The organism is Xanthomonas sp. NCPPB 2632 (genome assembly GCF_041228075.2).
Lineage (GTDB): Bacteria > Pseudomonadota > Gammaproteobacteria > Xanthomonadales > Rhodanobacteraceae > Luteibacter.
In genome coordinates this window covers 3674207-3690922 of record NZ_CM192979.1, presented here as the reverse complement: position 1 = coordinate 3690922, position 16716 = coordinate 3674207, and the positions used below count along the sequence as shown (strand labels likewise).

Sequence of the window (16716 nt, the reverse complement as noted above, 5' to 3'; positions counted from 1 at the left end):
GATGGGCGGCGAGGAAGGCCTGAGCATAGGCCCGACCATGACCCATGCGAAAGGTTTTCAAGAAATCGGTCGCCCCATCAAATCCGCCGGCACATCAACCCACCCATCCGCTCCTCCGCAGCAACCGCTTGCTCCTCCGCCACTTCCCCCGACACGGCAAGATCCTCCGTCGCCAGCGCCTCCGTGAACTCCACCGCCGCCACCACATCCAGCATCACGCCGAACGGCACCAGCAACGCAAGCACCTTCGCCAGCGGTGATGTCTCGGCCTGACTTTCCCGCACCAGCCCAGCCTGTCGTCGAAATGCCTCGTTGTACCAGGCGTATACAGCGCGGTCGTTCGCATCGACAAAGCACACCGGCCCGCGCCTCGGGTCCAGGCTGGCCACGCCTTCCCGGTAACGGAAGTTGTCCGTGCAAGGCGGTGCGACATACGATTGGTTGTCCCGGTAAGCCGCCGCCACGCGTGCGATGCGAAACGGTGTAGCAATCTCGCGGATGCCTCGAAAGGACGAGCGTGCCACGGTATGGTGGTTGATTTCGGATTCGAGCAGGGCACCGAGGTACTGCGCATCGTAGGCGTCCAGTGGGCTGCCTTCGGGCAGGCTCATGAAGCGCGCCAGCACCTCGGGCTCGACGTTGCGCACCTCGCGCTTGTCCTCCGGTGTCGCCGCGATGCGTTCGCGGAGGATCTGCGCCGCCACTGCGTATTTGGCGGCGAACGTGCTGTGTGCATTGCCGAAGAGTGCGAGCGACTGCCTGAAGATGTCGGCTTCCACGCCGGCCTTGATCGCGTTCAGCGCCGCCTGCTCGCTTCCCCAGTCGTCGGTGGTGTGCGGCAGCCTCACGTCCTCGGGGCGCGCCTTGGTGAAGCCCAGGTCCCACTGGAGCATCCTCCAGGCCTCGTGCAGGTAGATCAGCCGTGTCGGGCTGTCGAGTCGTGCGGCGGCGGACCTGAACGTGTCGTCGATGCGCCGGCTGTCATAAGCGGCCGGCTCCGTATACGCGTGGGGTGGCAGGTGACTGGGCTCCTGCAGAAGCTGTGACCAGCGGGCGTCGTCGAGCGCCTCGCTATCGGCATGGTCGTGGCGTTCGGCAAGGTATGCCTTGAGGAAATCGACGGGGGGCAAGTCGTTCGCAGCCACGATACGCGGCAAGGCAAGTAGCAGCCATAGCGATGCCTTGAGAGCATGGGCATCCATGTCGTGAGGGTCTCCGATGAAGTCGGGTGGGGCGTCGTGCGACGCAGGCAAGGCGAGGGCTTAAGAGCGAACGCACTGCGGTGCATCCGGCACCGTCCGCTCGTTCGACACCCGTTGGTGGAAATGACGCAGCATCCTGTTTTTCGTCATCTGCAGCAGGCGAAACACCTGCGGCGAATCCTGCGCGGCGGCAGGCAGATGAAACACATGGATGTTCAGATCGTAGGCATCGGCCACGATCTGCATGGCACGGCGACATACCGGGCAAGGCGGGCTGGATGTCCACATGCTCACGCGGCCGCCCGGCGCCAGATGGTTTTGCACGATGTCACGCTCGAGCGTGCGTAGTCCGCGCATTTCCGCGTCGTATCGATGCCCTACGCCCATCGTTTCACCCGGGAGGCGAAAGTCCTCGATGGCATCCAGTACGGACGGCTCGTTCTCGATCACATGGGCATAGACGCTGGGATTGCGTTCGCGGTAGTACCGATGCCAGTCCGGCATGGCGTAAGCCGCATCGCCTTGCGTTTCACCCATGCCCATGGCGGCAGGCGGGGCCTTGCCCGATAGGGCGTGGTAGAGCGTGGTGCGCGGCTGGCCGGTTGCATTGCGCCACTGGTATTTCAGCTGCGCGACATGGGCGCGCGACCACTGTGCGGCGAACGGATCGAAATCCTCCTGCGTCGTCAGCAGGGTTTGTGTCGCCGCGTAGCGCTGCGCACCGCGAAGGTTGAACTTGAACGATTCGATGAGGCGCTGCCCGGCGTCGTACGCATCGGTGGCATCGACCTGGGTGAGCTGCACCGTGCCCGCGTCGGCGGGGCACAGCGCGGCACTCGCCGTCACCAGCAAGGCGAAGGCAAGACGGGGGTGGTTCAACATCGGATGGGCGCCGTGTGGGTGTCTGCGGGGAGACGGGGCGCGTATTTGACCGGACCGGGGTCGGCGGGTCTGTCAGTCCTGGGCTGTCACCGAGCGAGGCGTGGCGAAGCGAGGCGTGTGGGTGTAACCACTCAGAACCACTTGTTCCGCTTAAGTGCAATGAAAATCCCACCCACGATACACGCCACCAGGCACGTGATGGCCGGGTACGCCCAGGGCTTGTCCAGCTCCGGCATGTGCACGAAGTTCATCCCGTACCAGCTGGTGATCAACGTCGGTGCCGCCAGCATGGCCGCCCAGCCGGCCAGCTTCTTCATCACCTCGTTCTGCCCGAACGTCACCAGCGCCAGGTTCACGCTGATCGCGGCCCCCAGCATCTCGCGCATGGCGGAAATCGACTCGTTGACACGGAACACGTGATCGTAGATGTCGCGGAAGTACGCACGCAGTTCGTCGTGGATCAGGTGCGGGTGCAGTCGTACCAGCTGCGCCACGATGTCCTGCAATGGCACCACCGCCAGCCGCAGCGTCATCAGTTCGCGCTGCATGTCGTACAGCCGCTTGATGGTCAGCCGGTTGTACGTCTCGGCGAAGATGTCGTTTTCCAGCTCGTGCAGTTCCTCGCGGAAGTCGCGAACGATCGGCAGGAAGTTGTCGACGATGAAATCCAGCACGGAATACAGCGCGTAGCTGGGCCCCATGCGCAGCAGCTCCGGCGACTGCTCACAGGTGCGCCGCGCCGGCGCGTACGAGAGGGACGCCCCGTGGCGCACCGTCACGAAGTAGCGCTGCCCGACAAAGATCTGCGTCTCGCCGAAAGCAATGTTGCCGCCGACCAGTTGCGCGGTCTGGGCGACGATGAACAGGGAGTCGCCGTAGGTCTCGATCTTGGTGCGCTGGTGGGCCAGCTGGGCATCTTCGATGGCCAGGTCGTGCAGGTTGAACTCTTCCTGCAGTTTCAGCAGCAGGGGCTCGTCCGGTTCATGCAGCCCCACCCAGACGAAGGTGTCGGGTTCCTTCAGGACGTCGCTGATCGCGTCGAGGCTGATGTCGCCGATCCGGCGACCGTCGGTGCGATAGGCGACGCAGTTGACCACCATGCCGCCGGAGGCGACATAGGTGGGCGCGGATTCGGGAAGGATAGAGACAGAGGCCATGGGCGGCATGATGCCGGGCCATGTGTGACGGGGCAATGTTACGCGGGGGCCATCGAGCGACTCCGCAAGAACGTGCGGATCAGTCGTGCCGGCGACAGAACGTCACGAACAGCGCGGTCCAGCAGGGCAGCGCGAATAGCAGCCAAGGCATGTTGCGCTGGGGGAAGTCGGGCCACAGGTGCAGCAGCATCCCGATCACCGCGGCGGCGAACGAGATCGCCGCGATGCGCGGTGCGAAGCGTCCCATGGGGCGGCCGGCACGGCGCAGGCGCCAGATGCCGGGAATCAGCAGGAAGGCCAGTGGCTGGTACGCCAGCAGGTTGAAGTTGCCCCAGGCCGAGCGATGCAGGGTCAGGGTCCACAGGCCCAGCATGAACAGCCCGGCGAGGCCGGCGAACACCGTGAAAAGCGTGCCCGCGGCAACGAAGACACCGCGTGCCACGCGATGCCGGCTGAAGGCGGGCAGGGCGAGCGGGATCGCCAGCAGCAGGCCGGCCAGGAGCAGCGGCCAGCGCAGGTCGGGGGCCTGTTCCGGGGGCGGCACGAGGCGGGCTTCCGCGAGGGTGGTCTCGCCATCCACCAGCGGCCGGGCGTCGTCGCCTTCGCCGATCCGCACATGGCGCAGCTCGTCTTCCAGCACCATCGGCAGGAAGGCTTCCTTCCAGGCCGTCATCGGCTGGTCGGCGTAGGGCCCCAGGCCAAGGTCCATGCCCAGCATCAGCCAGGCCTGGTTGCTCATCAGCCGGGCGGTCTGTTCGCGATACGTCATGCCGCCTTCGCGGGCGCCCAGCTGGCGACCGAGTGCGCCGCCCAGGGCCGCGTCCAGTGCATCGCGCACGCGCGTGGTGCAGTTGTCCGCGTAGTAGTCGTAGTGGTAGCCGGCGTTTTCGGGCCGGACGTTCCAGAGCATGAAGCGACGCAGGTCGTCCTTCTGGGCATCGTCCAGGCTGAGGTGCTGGCGACGCACGTAGCGCCCCTCGCCCGCGTAGAAATCCACGTCCGATTGCGTGGTTTCGGCATCCATGCGGTACGCCATGATGCCGCGCGCGAAATTGAGGATGAAACCTTTCTGGTCGAAGTCGAACACGCCGTAGTTGAAGGCGATGGCCTCGCCGCTCACCCGGTCGCGCACCTCCAGCGCATCGTGGCCGAAGCGCTCCCAGTAGATGTCGCCGGGGCCGTAGGTCATCAGCGAGATGTCCAGGTCCGAGGCCGGCGCATCGACGATGCCGGCGCGGGACAGGGGGGCGAAGCACAGGGCGAGCAGGAGGATCAGGGCGTGGCGCATGGTCGGGCTGGAATCCTTGCCCGCAGGCATGGCTGTCAGGAACCGCCGGCCCGGGGAGGCCGGCGGCAGACGTCAGGCTGCGCGGTTGGCGCGTGCGACGTGGAACTGCTGGACGCGGCGGTCGTCCGCTTCGGTGACACGGAACAGGAAGTCGCCCACGGCGATCTCTTCCCCGGCGGCCGGCAGGTGGCCGAACTCCGAAGTGATCATGCCGCCGACGGTGTCGAATTCCTCGTCGGAGAAATGGGCGCCGGCGATCTCGTTGAAATCGGCGATGGGGGTCAGGGCACTCACGGCGAAACCGCCGTCTTCCAGCGCCTGCACCAGGACCGGATCTTCCTCGTCGTCGTGCTCGTCGTCGATCTCGCCGACGATCTGTTCCAGCACGTCCTCGATGGTGATCAGGCCGGCCACGCCGCCGTATTCATCCACCACCAGCGCCATGTGGTTGCGCGTGAGGCGGAACTCCGCCAGCAGCACGTTCAGGCGCATGGATTCGGGAATGAGCACGGCGGGACGGAGCAGGGCACGCACGTCGCCCCCTTCGCTCTGGCCGTAGTATTTCAGCAGGTCCTTCGCCAGCAGGATGCCCAGCACTTCGTCCTTGTCCTCACCATGCACGGGAAAGCGCGAGTGGCCGGATTCGACGACGGCGGACAGGATCTCGGGGAGGGAGGCATCGGCCGGCAGGCTGACGATCTGGGCGCGGGGCACCATGACGTCGTCGACGCTGAGCTCGGTCACCTTGATGGCACCCTCGACCATGGTCAGGGTGTCGTTGGAGAGCAGGCCGTTGGCCTGGGCGGTCCGCAGTTCCTCGATCAGTTCGTCGCGGTTGCGTGGCTCGCCGGAAAACATATGGCCCAGACGGTCCCACCAGGATCGATGGGTCGGGCCATGGGTACTGCCAGGTTCCTCGTTCATCACTCTTTGCGTTTCTGCCCGGAAGGGCGGAACGGCCAGTCTAGCGGAATTCTCATGACGGTTCAGGGCAGCCGTCGCCTGGGGGGGGGCACGTAGGAGCGCACGATGTGCGCGAAAAACCAACAAGGCGATGAAGCGGCATGCCCCCCCATCCCCCATCGTAAGCCGACACATCAGCCATCGGTCACCCCGGATCGCGCGCATCGTGCGCTCCTACACAGGCCAGGGTGGGGGCGTCAGGCCACGGGCTCGTAGGGGTTGGCAATGCCGAGGCCGGCCAGGATGCGCGTCTCCAGGGCCTCCATCGCGTCGGCTTCGCCGTCGTCGATGTGGTCGTAGCCCAGCAGGTGCAGGATGCCGTGCACCGTGAGGTGGGCCCAGTGATCGGCGGGCTTCTTGCCCTGTTCGGCGGCCTCGCGTGCCACCACGGGGGCGCAGATGACCAGGTCGCCGATCAGGGGCAGGATCACGCCGGGGGGCAGCTCCACGGGGAAGGAGAGCACGTTGGTGGCGTAGTCGCGGCCGCGGTATTGCAGGTTCAGCGCCTGGCCTTCCTCGACATCGACGATGCGGATCGACACCTCGGCGGCCTTGCGGCGGCGGGCGCCCTTCAGCGCGGCCTCCACCCAGCGGCGGAAGCTGGCGGAGGCGGGCACGCCCTTGCGTGAAGCGGCTGCGTAGCCGACCGCTACATCCACGGGGATCAACGCGGCGGGTCCTGCTTGTCCTCGAACGCCTCGTAGGCGCGCACGATCTTGGCCACCAGCGGGTGGCGGACCACGTCGCGCGAGGTGAAGAAGGTGAAGCTGATGCCGTCCACGCCGCGCAGCACCTCGATCGCGTGGCGCAGGCCCGAGCGAATGTGGCGGGGCAGGTCCACCTGCGAGACGTCGCCGGTGATGACCGCCACCGAGCCGAAGCCGATGCGGGTCAGGAACATCTTCATCTGCTCGACGGTGGTGTTCTGCGCCTCGTCGAGGATCACGTACGAATCGTTGAGCGTGCGGCCGCGCATGTAGGCCAGCGGGGCGATCTCGATGACGTTGCGCTCGATCAGCTTGCCGACCTTCTCGAAGCCGACCATCTCGTACAGCGCGTCGTACAGCGGGCGCAGGTAGGGGTCGATCTTCTGGCTGAGGTCGCCGGGCAGGAAACCCAGTTTCTCGCCGGCTTCCACCGCCGGACGCACCAGCAGCACACGCTGCACGCGGTTGGCTTCCAGGGCCTCGATGGCGCTGGCCACCGCGAGGTAGGTCTTGCCGGTGCCTGCCGGGCCCACGCCGAAGTTGATGTCGTGGGTGGTGATGGCGTGGAGGTAGCGGGCCTGGTTGGCGCCGCGGCCCTTGATCACGCCACGCTTCACCTTGATCACCACTTCCTGAGCGGATTCGGCAGCCTGGTCGTTGAGCGCGTCGATACCCGATTCCGCCAGGCGCAGGTGAATGGCCTGGCCGTTGAGGATCTCCGTCTCGGTGGCGGCGTACAGCGCGCGGATCACCTGCTCGCCGGCGCGTGCCGAGGCCTCGTCGCCGATCACACGGAAAATGGCGCCGCGGTGGTCCACTTCCACGCCCAGGCGCAGTTCGATCTGCCGGACATGTTCGTCCAGCGGACCGCACAGGTTGGCGAGACGGGTGTTGTCCTCGGGATCGAGGGCGAAATCGCGTTGGATAGGGCCTGTGGTCATAGGGTCCGGTGCGTCACGTTAGGGGCGAGGGCTCACGACGCCAGCGCGACCTCGTCGTCCAGGCGCACGCGGCCACGCAGCGAGTTGCTCATGGCTTCGGTGATCGTGACGTCGACGAACTGGCCGATCATGCGGGCGTGGCCGGGGAAATTGACGTACCGCATGTTTTCGGTGCGGCCGCTCATCTCGTTGGGGTCGCGGCGGCTGGGTTTTTCCACCAGCACGCGCTGCACGGTGCCGACCATGGCCTGGTTGATCCGGCGCGCGTTCTCGTTGATTGCCGCCTGCAGGCGAGCGAGCCGGGCGTTCTTCACCTCGGCCGGCGTGTCGTCGGCCAGGCTGGCGGCCGGGGTGCCGGGACGCGAGGAGAACACGAACGAGAAGCTCTGGTCGAAGCCGATGTCGTCAATCAGCTTCATGGTCTTTTCGAAGTCGTCGTCGGTCTCGCCGGGGAAGCCGACGATGAAATCCGACGACACGCAGATGTCCGGACGCACGGCGCGCAGCTTGCGGATGCGCTGCTTGAATTCCAGGGCGGTGTAGCCACGCTTCATAGCCGCCAGGATGCGATCCGAGCCCGCCTGCACGGGCAGGTGCAGGTAGTTGGCCAGCTGCGGCACGTTGGCGTAGGCCTCGATCAGCGAGTCGGAAAACTCCAGCGGATGCGAGGTGGTGAAGCGGATGCGGCCGATGCCGTCGATCTGCGCGATGGCGTGGATCAGCACCGACAGGTCGGCCACGTCGCCGTCGTGCATCGGGCCGCGGTAGGCGTTGACGTTCTGGCCCAGCAGGTTGACCTCGCGCACGCCCTGTTCGGCGAGCTGGGCCACCTCGACGATCACGTCGTCGAACGGGCGGCTGATTTCCTCGCCGCGGGTGTAGGGCACCACGCAGTAGGAGCAGTATTTCGAGCAGCCTTCCATGATCGAAACGAATGCTGTGGGGCCTTCGGCGCGCGGCTCCGGCATGCGGTCGAACTTCTCGATCTCCGGGAAGCTGATGTCCACCTGCGACTTGCCGGTGGCGCGCTGGGCTTCGATCATCTGCGGCAGGCGGTGCAGCGTCTGCGGTCCGAACACCAGGTCCACATGCGGGGCGCGCTTGAGGATGGCATCGCCCTCCTGCGAGGCGACACAACCGCCCACGCCGATCAGCACCGGCTTGCCGTTGGCCTTGTGGGCCTTCCAGCGGCCGAGTTGGCTGAAGACCTTTTCCTGGGCTTTTTCGCGGATGGAGCAGGTGTTGACCAGGATGACATCCGCGTCGTCCTCGTTCTGGGTGAGCTCCAGGCCATGGGAGGCGAGCAGCACGTCGGCCATCTTGGCCGAGTCGTACTCGTTCATCTGGCAGCCGTGGGTCTTGATGAAAAGCTTGCCGCTCATGCGCCGGGGTACCGTGATTCGTGGGAGTTGCCGAACCGCGCAGTTTACGCCCCCGCCGGGGTGCGTGCCAGTTGCCCGCAGCGGATCAATGACTTGCGTGAAGATCGTCGGCATCCAGCCCTTGGCAGGCCAAGGGGGCTCGGGCACACTCGCGCCCATGGTTCACGACGCGACGCCAGGGGAAAGCGCCGGCCATCGCGCCCGCCGTTTTCATCCTTCCGGCACGGCCCTGCGCAGGGCCGTGGGTACGTGCGCGCTCCTTTTGCTGGGCCTGGTGACCGGCCCGGCCGCCGCCGGCTCGCTGTACCGCTGCATCGGTTCCGCGGGCGAGACGGTGTTTTCGGGCACCACCGCCGGTTACAAGGACTGCAAGCGCATCGGCAGCACCGGGCCCTCGCGTCCGGCCCGCTCGATCGCGGCAGTCGCTCCCCCCGCCCAGGCACCGTTGCCCGCCTTGCCGCCCGGCCAGATCCGTTCCAACGCCGTCCAGCCTTCTTCCGCCCCGACCGCCGTCTTCGAGCCGGTCGCCGGGCCGCCCTCGCTCAAGGGGGTGATCGGGTCGGTGGCACTCGCGCCCGCCGTCGGCGCGTCATCGCTGGCCGGCGTCACCGGCGGTGTGGTCGGTGGCGCGGAAGGTCACTCCCCTGAGCCGCTGGTCCTGCCTGCCGTGACGGCGGCGACGCCGTCCCCCGCGGTGCCGAAGGGGCAATGGGATTACAAGGAATCGGCCAGCTCGGACCTGACGGCCGCCGTTGCACCCGAGACGCCGAAGGGTTCACGGGTGCTACGCGGGGCGGTCTATCGCATCACGCGGGCGGACGGCGGGGTGGAATACACCAACATCCCGCAGGGCGGTGGCGGCGGTAAGGGCGGCACCGTCAAGATGCTCTTTACCTATATCGCCACCTGCGCCGCCTGCGATGTCCATTCGAAGGTCGACTGGAACAGCGTCACCCTCAACGTGGCCGCCTATGGCGACGCGATCCGCGCGGCCAGCAGCGAGTTCAGCGTGGACGAGGCCCTCCTGCGCGCCGTGATCCATGCCGAAAGTGCGTTCAATCCGCGGGCACTGTCGGTGGCCGGTGCCCAGGGCCTGATGCAGTTGATCCCCGGCACCGCGCGGGACATGGGTGTCATGGATGCGTTCGACGCCGGCCAGAACATCCGCGGCGGCGCCCGCTACCTTGCCCAGCTGCTGCGCACCTTCAATGGCAACGAACGCCTCGCCGCCGCGGCCTACAACGCCGGCCCCGGCGCCGTGCAGAAATACAACGGCGTGCCCCCCTACGACGAGACCCAGGTCTACGTCGAACGCGTCGGCGTCCTCCGCAAACGCTACAACGACCTCCTCAAGCCCCACGCCGCGCTGTAACGGCCGTACCGCGCCCAACGTCACGCCGCGTCGTAGGAGCGCACGCACGTGCGCGAACCGTGCTACCTCAGGGCCTGCATAGGCGCCGTAGGCGGCCGCTGGCTGGGCGTCACCGTGGTCGCGAACGCCGCGCCGTTGCGCAGGCCGGACACCTTCACCGCCACGCCCGGCTTCAACGAGGCCTCGTGCCGCCGCAAATCGGACGGGTCGAGAATGTCCTCGTCGCCGATGCGCAGCAGTACGTCGCGCTGCTGGATGCCGGCCAGCGCGGCGGGGCCGCCGGGCGAGACCTCGTTCACCACCACCCCGCGGGCCGCGGAGGGCAGGCCGCTGTCGGCGGAGATGGGCACCGCGCCGTAATCCGCGCCGATCCATCCGCGCACCACGTGACCTGTCTGGATGATCTGGTCCAGCACCTCGCGCGCGCTCTGCACGGGAATGGCGAAGCCGATGCCCTCGGCGCCCACGGCCTGGCCGATCAGCGAGGTGTTGATGCCGACCAGTTCGCCGTGCGCATTGACCAGCGCACCGCCGGAATTGCCGAAGTTGATCGCGGCGTCCGTCTGGATGAAGTTCTCCAGGCTGGACAGGTTGAGCTGGCGACCGATGGCGCTGACGATGCCCATGGTCACGGTCTGGCCGATGCCGAAGGGGTTGCCGATGGCCAGCACCACGTCGCCGACCCGGGGCCGGCTTTCGGCGTCGGTCATGTGGATGGCAGGCAGGTTGCCCGCATCCACCTTGAGCACGGCCAGGTCGGTTTCATCGTCCGAGCCCACCACGCGGGCCTTGGCGACGCGGCCGTCGTACAGCAGCAGCTGGATGTCGTCGGCGTTGGCGATCACGTGGTTGTTGGTGAGGACGTAGCCGTCCTCCCGAACGATCACGCCCGAGCCCAGGTTCTGCTGGCGGCGGGTACGGGCCGGGCCGGTGGGCACGCTGAAGATGCGTTGCAGCACCGGGTCCGAATACAGCTCGCGCGGCTGCTCGGTCACCATCTTGTTGGCGTAGATGTTGACCACGGCCGGCGCGGCCTTGGCCACGGCATCCGCGTACGAGGCGGCCGCGCCGGCGGCCGGGGCCTCGGTTTCGGTGCTGGCGGCGGCAGGCTGGGTGGCCGGGGGGGTGAAGCGCTGGCGCAGGAAAGCGCCGCTGCCCGGCCAGAACAGGCCCACCACGAAGGCGACGGCCAGGCCGAGCACGACGAAGCGGGCAACGAAGGCGAGCGTGCGTGCGGCGTGGTTCATGGAATAACGAGGGGTCCTGTCGTCGTCGCGTCGCCTTGCCCGGGGGAATCCGGGCAGCCGGTGGTGCCGGATTGTCCGCTTCCTGGCGGATTCGTGACCGTCCCACCCGTCATGGAGGACAGGGGGTGGTTCAGTTTATTGTACGTGGGTGGTGCCTGCCGTTACACTGACTTGATATAGCGGAAGCCGATTTCCGAACGAACCGGCGATAGGGGTCCGCATTCTCAATGGCATAAGTTCCGGAGAGCCTGATGGCGAACGAAGTCGTCGATCACGGGCGCCGTCGCTTCCTCACCACCACGACTGCGGTCGTGGGCGGTGTCGGAGTGGTTACGGCGGTCGTGCCCTTCATCAAGTCGTGGGAACCGAGCGCAAGGGCAAAGGCAGCGGGAGCGCCTGTCACGGTCGACATCAGTGCCATCGAGGCGGGCCAGAAGGTCACGTTCGCGTGGCGCAGCCTGCCGGTCTTCGTGGTCAACCGGACCAAGGACCAGCTGGCCCAGCTGAAGGGCCTCGAGCCCCGCCTGCTGGACCCGCAATCCTCGGACGCGGGCCAGCAGCCGAAGTACGCCACCAACGAGAACCGCTCGATCAAGCCCGAGTGGCTGGTCGTCATCGGCCTGTGCACCCATCTGGGCTGCGTGCCGGACTTCGTGCCCGACATCAAGCCCGAGCCGTTCGACGCCAACTGGAAGGGCGGCTTCTACTGCCCCTGCCACAAGTCGCGCTACGACCTGGCGGGCCGGGTGTTCGCCGGCGTGCCCGCGCCGAAAAATCTGGCCGTGCCGCAGTACCACTTCCTGGATGACTCGCACATCCAGATCGGTGTCGATCCGGAGGGGAAAGGCTGATGGCCAGCATCTTCGATTGGGTCAACGAACGCGCGCCGAACCTGGCGCCGACGTTCCGCAAGCACATGACCGAGTACTACGCGCCGAAGAACTTCAACCTCTGGTACTACTTCGGTTCGCTCGCCCTGCTGGTCCTGGTCAACCAGATCGTGACCGGCATCTTCCTCACCATGAACTACAAGACGAGTGCGCTGGAAGCGTTCAACTCGGTCGAGTACATCATGCGCGACGTGGAGTGGGGCTGGCTTATCCGCTACATGCACTCCACGGGCGCCTCGCTGTTCTTCGTGGTGGTGTTCCTGCACATGTTCCGCGGCATCATGTACGGCTCGTTCAAGCGTCCGCGCGAGCTGGTCTGGATCCTGGGCATGCTGATCTTCCTCGTGCTGATGGCCGAGGCGTTCATGGGCTACGTGCTGCCGTGGGGCAACATGTCGTTCTGGGGCGCGAAGGTCATCATCTCGCTGTTCGGCACCATTCCCTATATCGGCTCGTCGCTGGTGGAGTGGATCATGGGCGACTTCCTGCCCGCCGACGCCACGCTGAACCGCTTCTTCGCGCTGCACGTCATCGCGCTGCCGCTGGTGCTCCTGCTGCTGGTGGTGCTGCACCTGGCCGCCCTGCACGAAGTGGGCTCGAACAACCCCGACGGCGTCGACGTCAAGCACGGCCCCAAGGGCAACCGCTGGGATGCGAGCAAGCCCATCGACGCCATCCCGTTCCACCCGTACTACACGGTGAAGGACCTGGTGGGCGTCGGCTTCTTCCTGACCATCGCCGCGTTCATCATCTTCTTCGCGCCCACCTTCGGCGGCTGGTTCCTGGAGCACGACAACTTCACCCCGGCCAACAACCTGGTGACGCCGAGCCACATCAAGCCGTCGTGGTACTTCACCCCGTTCTACGCGATCCTGCGCATGATCCCGTCGTTCTTCGGCACGGCGATCTGGGGTGTCATCGGCATGTTCGGTTCCATCCTGCTGCTGGCGCTGCTGCCGTGGCTGGACCAGGGCGCCGTGCGCTCCGTGCGATACCGTGGCATGGGCTACCGCATCGCCCTCGGCGTGCTGGTGGTGTCCTTCCTGTCGCTGGGCGCGGTGGGCGCGGGCGTCACGGCCGAGCTGATCCCCGAATGGTTCCCGCATGCGGACGTCACCACCTGGGAGAACGCCTTCGGTCGGTTGATGACGCTGTGTTACTTCGGCTTCTTCGTATTCGTATGGGTCTACACGCGCTTCGGTTTCGAGAAGACCAAGCCGGTTCCGGAACGGGTGACGACGCATGATTAAGCGCTATTTTTCCTCCGCCGCCCTCGCGCTGGGCCTGTTCGTCGCCGCGTTGCCCGCCATGGCCGCCGAAGGTGGCGAGGGGCTTCCGTCCGCCGGTACCAACGTCAACGACCAGGCGGCCCTGCAGCGCGGCGCCAAGCTGTTCTTCAACTACTGCGTCGGCTGCCACTCGCTGAAGTACGTGCGCTACTCGCGCCTGGCGTCCGACCTGGGCCTGTCCGAAGACGAGGTGATGACCAACCTCAACTTCACGGGCGCCAAGTTCGGCGAGCCGGTGATCTCGCACATGCCGGTGGACGGTGCCAAGGCCTGGTTCGGCAAGGATCCACCCGACCTGTCGCTCGAGGCGCGGGCCAAGGGCGTGGATTTCATCTTCAATTACCTCAACTCGTTCTATCTCGACCCCACACGGCCGGTCGGCTGGAACAACACGGTGTTCCCCAACGCCTCCATGCCCAATCCCCTCTGGGAGCTGCAGGGCCTGCAGGTGGCCGTGCACGGCGAGGCCAAGCCGGGCCAGGAAGCCACGGTGGAGAAGCTCGAGCTGCAGCGCCCGGGGCGGATGACGCCCGAGGAGTTCAAGGCGGCCACGCGCGACCTCACCACCTTCCTCGAGTACACGGCCGAGCCGGCCGCCCTCGAGCGCCAGTCCGTGGGCGTGTGGGTCATCCTGTTCCTGGCCGGCCTGACCTTCCTGCTGTACCTCGTGAAGCAGGAATACTGGAAGGACGTGCACGAACAACACGACGAGCACTGACCGGTGTCCCGCGGGCGGCCCACGGCCGCCCGTTTCGTTTGGGGGATGGGTGGGGTTAGAGTTCCGAACACCGTAAACAGGGAGATCGACGCATGGTCCAGAGTGCTCGTTCGCGTGCGGCGCTGACGCTTTACACCAGCGCCGACGATATCCATTGCCACCGGACGCGCCTGGTGCTGGCGGCGAAGGGGGTGGCCTATGACCGGTTCATCCTCAAGCCGGATCGGCCAACAGCCGACCTGCTCGACCTCAATCCCTACGGCACCCTGCCGACCCTGGTCGATCGCGACCTCTGTCTCTACGACCCCCTGGTGGTGGTCGAATACCTCGACGAGCGCTACCCGCATCCGCCGCTGATGCCCATCGATCCGCTGTCACGGGCGCGCCTGCGACTGGCCACCTGGCGCATCGAAAACGACTGGCTGCCGGAGATCGAGGCGATTACTGAGGGCGGCAAGGAGGCGGTCGGTGCCCGCAAGCGCCTGCGCGAACAGCTGCTGTTGTCCGAGCCGCTGTTCCGGGCGTCGCGGTTCTTCCTGAATCCGGAAATGAGCCTGATCGACTGCCTGGTGGCCCCGGTGGTCTGGCGTCTGCCCCACCTGGGCGTGGACCTGGGGCGAGACGGCAAGGCCATCGTCGACTACGGCGAGCGCCTGTTCCATAGCCAGGGCTTTGCCCGCAGCCTCACGCCCGAGGAGCGCGACATGCGCCCGGATTTCAATTTCAGCCCTGGTTAGCGTCGGATGCCGCCTATCCCTTAAACTGTCCCCCGACCTTGCCCAGCCGGGGCTTTGGTGATCCCCGACCTACCGGCGGGAACGACGAGGACAGCATCCATGGATACGAACGAAAGCGCGGGCATGACTTCCAACCGCCCGTACCTGCTCCGCGCCATCTACGACTGGATCAGCGACAACGGCCTGACCCCCTATGTGCTGGTGGACGCCGCCCAGCCCGGGGTCAAGGTGCCCGCCCACGTCGTGAAGAACGGCCAGGTGGTGCTCAACCTGGCCATGCGCGCCGTGGCCAACCTCGACCTGGGCAACGACAAGATCGGCTTCCAGGCCCGCTTCTCGGGCGTCAGCCAGCAGATCGTGATCCCCGTGGCGGCCGTGCTGGCGCTTTACGCCCAGGAAAACGGGCAGGGCATGATGTTCCCGGCCGACGAAAACGACGGTTCCGAGCCGGCGCCCTCGTCCGGTCCGATGGAAGTGGTGGAAAACAGCGAGCCCCCGCCGCCCTCGTCCGGTGGCGACGACGACCGCCCGAAGCGCGGTGCGCCACACCTGCGCGTCGTCAAGTAGGCCACCGCCGCCCCTTCGGGGGCTTGTGGACGTCCCGGATCGGCCACACACTGCCACCATGGCATCCTTCAGCGATCTTTTCTGGCTCCTTGTCCTCGCCGGCGGCATCGCGAGTTGGTACAGGCTGACGCGTGCGCGGGAGGTTGCCGCACTCGCCGCGGCGGGGCTGTGCAAGCGTTACGGCCTCCAGTTGCTGGATCAGTCGGTCGGCCTGCGCGCCATGCGCCTCCAGGGCGTGGATGGCGTGCGTCGGCTAGAGCGCTGCTACGGCTTCGAAGTGAGCCTGGATGGCCAGTCGCGCCAGTCGGCACGCCTGTGGATGGCGGGGCACGACATCGCCAGTTATTCCCTGCCGGGAGCCGACGCGCCCGACCTGGAAACCGTGGTGGCCACCGATCCCCTGATCCACGGCAGCAACGTCATCTCGCTGGCCGACCGGCGCCGCCTGCACTGAGCACCGCGGGCTGCACGTCGAGCCGCAGGGAAAGATCGATGGCGCGTACATGCTTGGTCAGCGCGCCGCTGGAAATGAAATCCACGCCCGTCTCGGCGATGCGGCGGAGGGTATCCAGCTCCACGTTGCCCGACACTTCGAGCGACATCCTGCCGTCGGTATAGGTCACGGCCTCGGCCAGCATCGCCGGCGTGAAGTTGTCGAGCAACGCGCGGTCCGCCCCGGCGTCGATCGCCTCGGCCAGCTCGGCCATCGTCTCCACTTCCACGATCAGCGGCAACGCCGGATGGATGCGCCGCGCCGCGACCACGGCGGCACGAATGCCGCCCGCGGCGATGATGTGGTTTTCCTTGAGCATCATGGTGTCGAACAGGCCGATGCGATGGTTGGTGCCGCCGCCGCAGAGCACGGCGTATTTCTGCGCGCGGCGCAGGCCGGGCAGGGTCTTGCGCGTGTCGAGGATGCGGGTGCGCGTGCCCTTCAGGGCATCGGCGTAGCGCGACGTGACGGTGGCGGTGGACGACAGCAGCTGCAGGAAGTTGAGTGCCGTACGTTCGGCGGTGACCAGGGCGCGGGCCTTGCCGGCGAGACGGCAGATGGCGCTTCCGGCGGCGACGCGGTCGCCATCGTGGAGCGACCATGCGATGCGTACGTCCGGATCGAGCGTGCGGAACGCCGCGTCGAACCAGGCCGTGCCGCACAGTACGGCATCCTCGCGACAGGTGAGCACGGCGGTGGCGGTGGCCCGTGCATCGAGCAGGTCGGCGGTGGCGTCGCCCGGGCCGATGTCCTCGTTCAGGGCGCGATCGACATCGGCCTGTATCTCGACGGCCGGCGGCAGCGCATCGGCCAGGGATTGCGACGGGTTGGAAGTCATCGTGCGGATGCGCTCAGGGAAGAGGGCGCTACCTTAGCAAACC

At 66.7% G+C, this 16716-nt stretch carries 17 protein-coding genes; 7 read left to right on the top strand and 10 right to left on the bottom strand.

Annotated elements, in window-relative coordinates; all coding sequences use genetic code 11:
• Positions 1-77: 77 nt before the first annotated feature.
• The 8 genes from AB8808_RS15705 to miaB form a co-directional block, all read right to left on the bottom strand.
• Positions 78-1202, bottom strand: coding sequence for a hypothetical protein (locus AB8808_RS15705; protein ID WP_369930554.1), 1125 nt, complete (start codon positions 1200-1202; stop codon positions 78-80).
• Between the two features lie 60 nt (positions 1203-1262).
• Complete coding sequence (locus AB8808_RS15700) at positions 1263-2084, bottom strand: hypothetical protein (protein WP_369930553.1); 822 nt, start codon at positions 2082-2084, stop codon at positions 1263-1265.
• A gap of 131 nt (positions 2085-2215) precedes the next feature.
• Complete coding sequence (locus AB8808_RS15695; RefSeq protein WP_051939065.1) at positions 2216-3241, bottom strand: magnesium and cobalt transport protein CorA; 1026 nt, start codon at positions 3239-3241, stop codon at positions 2216-2218.
• Between the two features lie 79 nt (positions 3242-3320).
• Positions 3321-4529 carry a lipoprotein N-acyltransferase Lnb domain-containing protein gene (locus tag AB8808_RS15690; RefSeq protein ID WP_369930552.1) on the bottom strand — a complete coding sequence of 403 codons (1209 nt, stop codon included), beginning with the start codon at positions 4527-4529 and terminating at the stop codon, positions 3321-3323.
• Positions 4530-4601: 72 nt separating this feature from the next.
• Complete coding sequence (locus AB8808_RS15685) at positions 4602-5453, bottom strand: CorC family transporter (protein WP_369930551.1); 852 nt, start codon at positions 5451-5453, stop codon at positions 4602-4604.
• 236 nt (positions 5454-5689) lie between these two features.
• Entirely contained in the window at positions 5690-6157 is a 468-nt protein-coding gene (ybeY, locus tag AB8808_RS15680; RefSeq protein ID WP_369931274.1) for an rRNA maturation RNase YbeY, read from the bottom strand.
• Entirely contained in the window at positions 6157-7140 is a 984-nt protein-coding gene (locus AB8808_RS15675) for a PhoH family protein (RefSeq protein WP_036140417.1), read from the bottom strand. Before AB8808_RS15675 ends, ybeY begins: the two co-directional genes overlap by 1 nt.
• Before the next feature lie 32 nt (positions 7141-7172).
• The gene (miaB, locus tag AB8808_RS15670) at positions 7173-8522 is read right to left on the bottom strand and encodes a tRNA (N6-isopentenyl adenosine(37)-C2)-methylthiotransferase MiaB (protein WP_369930550.1); all 1350 of its coding nucleotides are present in this window, start codon (positions 8520-8522) and stop codon (positions 7173-7175) included.
• Positions 8523-8619: 97 nt separating this feature from the next.
• Between miaB and AB8808_RS15665 the strand changes: the two genes are divergently transcribed.
• Positions 8620-9894, top strand: coding sequence for a lytic transglycosylase domain-containing protein (locus AB8808_RS15665; RefSeq protein ID WP_369930549.1), 1275 nt, complete (start codon positions 8620-8622; stop codon positions 9892-9894).
• A 62-nt stretch (positions 9895-9956) separates the two neighbouring features.
• Here AB8808_RS15665 and AB8808_RS15660 read toward each other — a convergent pair whose 3' ends face one another.
• On the bottom strand, positions 9957-11141 hold the full coding sequence (locus AB8808_RS15660; RefSeq protein WP_369930548.1) for a S1C family serine protease: 1185 nt from the start codon (positions 11139-11141) through the stop codon (positions 9957-9959).
• 251 nt (positions 11142-11392) lie between these two features.
• Between AB8808_RS15660 and petA the strand changes: the two genes are divergently transcribed.
• The 6 genes from petA (at position 11393) to AB8808_RS15630 (ending at position 15796) form a co-directional block, all read left to right on the top strand.
• On the top strand, positions 11393-11992 hold the full coding sequence (gene petA / locus AB8808_RS15655; protein WP_369930547.1) for a ubiquinol-cytochrome c reductase iron-sulfur subunit: 600 nt from the start codon (positions 11393-11395) through the stop codon (positions 11990-11992).
• Positions 11992-13281: a cytochrome b gene (locus AB8808_RS15650; protein WP_369930546.1), complete on the top strand. Its 1290-nt coding sequence runs from the start codon at positions 11992-11994 to the stop codon at positions 13279-13281. The genes petA and AB8808_RS15650 overlap by 1 nt, the downstream gene beginning before the upstream one ends.
• Complete coding sequence (locus AB8808_RS15645) at positions 13274-14038, top strand: cytochrome c1 (protein WP_369930545.1); 765 nt, start codon at positions 13274-13276, stop codon at positions 14036-14038. Before AB8808_RS15650 ends, AB8808_RS15645 begins: the two co-directional genes overlap by 8 nt.
• A 92-nt stretch (positions 14039-14130) precedes the next feature.
• Entirely contained in the window at positions 14131-14775 is a 645-nt protein-coding gene (locus AB8808_RS15640) for a glutathione S-transferase N-terminal domain-containing protein (protein ID WP_369930544.1), read from the top strand.
• A 99-nt stretch (positions 14776-14874) separates the two neighbouring features.
• Complete coding sequence (locus AB8808_RS15635) at positions 14875-15342, top strand: ClpXP protease specificity-enhancing factor (protein ID WP_369930543.1); 468 nt, start codon at positions 14875-14877, stop codon at positions 15340-15342.
• 58 nt (positions 15343-15400) lie between these two features.
• The gene (locus AB8808_RS15630) at positions 15401-15796 is read left to right on the top strand and encodes a DUF3301 domain-containing protein (RefSeq protein WP_369930542.1); all 396 of its coding nucleotides are present in this window, start codon (positions 15401-15403) and stop codon (positions 15794-15796) included.
• Here the strand turns inward: AB8808_RS15630 and nadC are convergent.
• Positions 15762-16673 (bottom strand): carboxylating nicotinate-nucleotide diphosphorylase, encoded by a 912-nt coding sequence (nadC, locus tag AB8808_RS15625; RefSeq protein WP_369930541.1) that lies wholly within the window; start codon positions 16671-16673, stop codon positions 15762-15764. The genes AB8808_RS15630 and nadC overlap by 35 nt on opposite strands.
• Positions 16674-16716: the final 43 nt, after the last annotated feature.

Coding starts and splice junctions, on each gene's coding strand:
- AB8808_RS15705 (WP_369930554.1), bottom strand. CDS start 1,202: ATGGATGCCCATGCTCTCAAGGCATCGCTATGGCTGCTACTTGCCTTG.
- AB8808_RS15700 (WP_369930553.1), bottom strand. CDS start 2,084: ATGTTGAACCACCCCCGTCTTGCCTTCGCCTTGCTGGTGACGGCGAGT.
- AB8808_RS15695 (WP_051939065.1), bottom strand. CDS start 3,241: ATGGCCTCTGTCTCTATCCTTCCCGAATCCGCGCCCACCTATGTCGCC.
- AB8808_RS15690 (WP_369930552.1), bottom strand. CDS start 4,529: ATGCGCCACGCCCTGATCCTCCTGCTCGCCCTGTGCTTCGCCCCCCTG.
- AB8808_RS15685 (WP_369930551.1), bottom strand. CDS start 5,453: ATGAACGAGGAACCTGGCAGTACCCATGGCCCGACCCATCGATCCTGG.
- AB8808_RS15675 (WP_036140417.1), bottom strand. CDS start 7,140: ATGACCACAGGCCCTATCCAACGCGATTTCGCCCTCGATCCCGAGGAC.
- miaB (WP_369930550.1), bottom strand. CDS start 8,522: ATGAGCGGCAAGCTTTTCATCAAGACCCACGGCTGCCAGATGAACGAG.
- AB8808_RS15660 (WP_369930548.1), bottom strand. CDS start 11,141: ATGAACCACGCCGCACGCACGCTCGCCTTCGTTGCCCGCTTCGTCGTG.
- petA (WP_369930547.1), top strand. CDS start 11,393: ATGGCGAACGAAGTCGTCGATCACGGGCGCCGTCGCTTCCTCACCACC.
- AB8808_RS15650 (WP_369930546.1), top strand. CDS start 11,992: ATGGCCAGCATCTTCGATTGGGTCAACGAACGCGCGCCGAACCTGGCG.
- AB8808_RS15645 (WP_369930545.1), top strand. CDS start 13,274: ATGATTAAGCGCTATTTTTCCTCCGCCGCCCTCGCGCTGGGCCTGTTC.
- AB8808_RS15640 (WP_369930544.1), top strand. CDS start 14,131: ATGGTCCAGAGTGCTCGTTCGCGTGCGGCGCTGACGCTTTACACCAGC.
- AB8808_RS15635 (WP_369930543.1), top strand. CDS start 14,875: ATGGATACGAACGAAAGCGCGGGCATGACTTCCAACCGCCCGTACCTG.
- AB8808_RS15630 (WP_369930542.1), top strand. CDS start 15,401: ATGGCATCCTTCAGCGATCTTTTCTGGCTCCTTGTCCTCGCCGGCGGC.
- nadC (WP_369930541.1), bottom strand. CDS start 16,673: ATGACTTCCAACCCGTCGCAATCCCTGGCCGATGCGCTGCCGCCGGCC.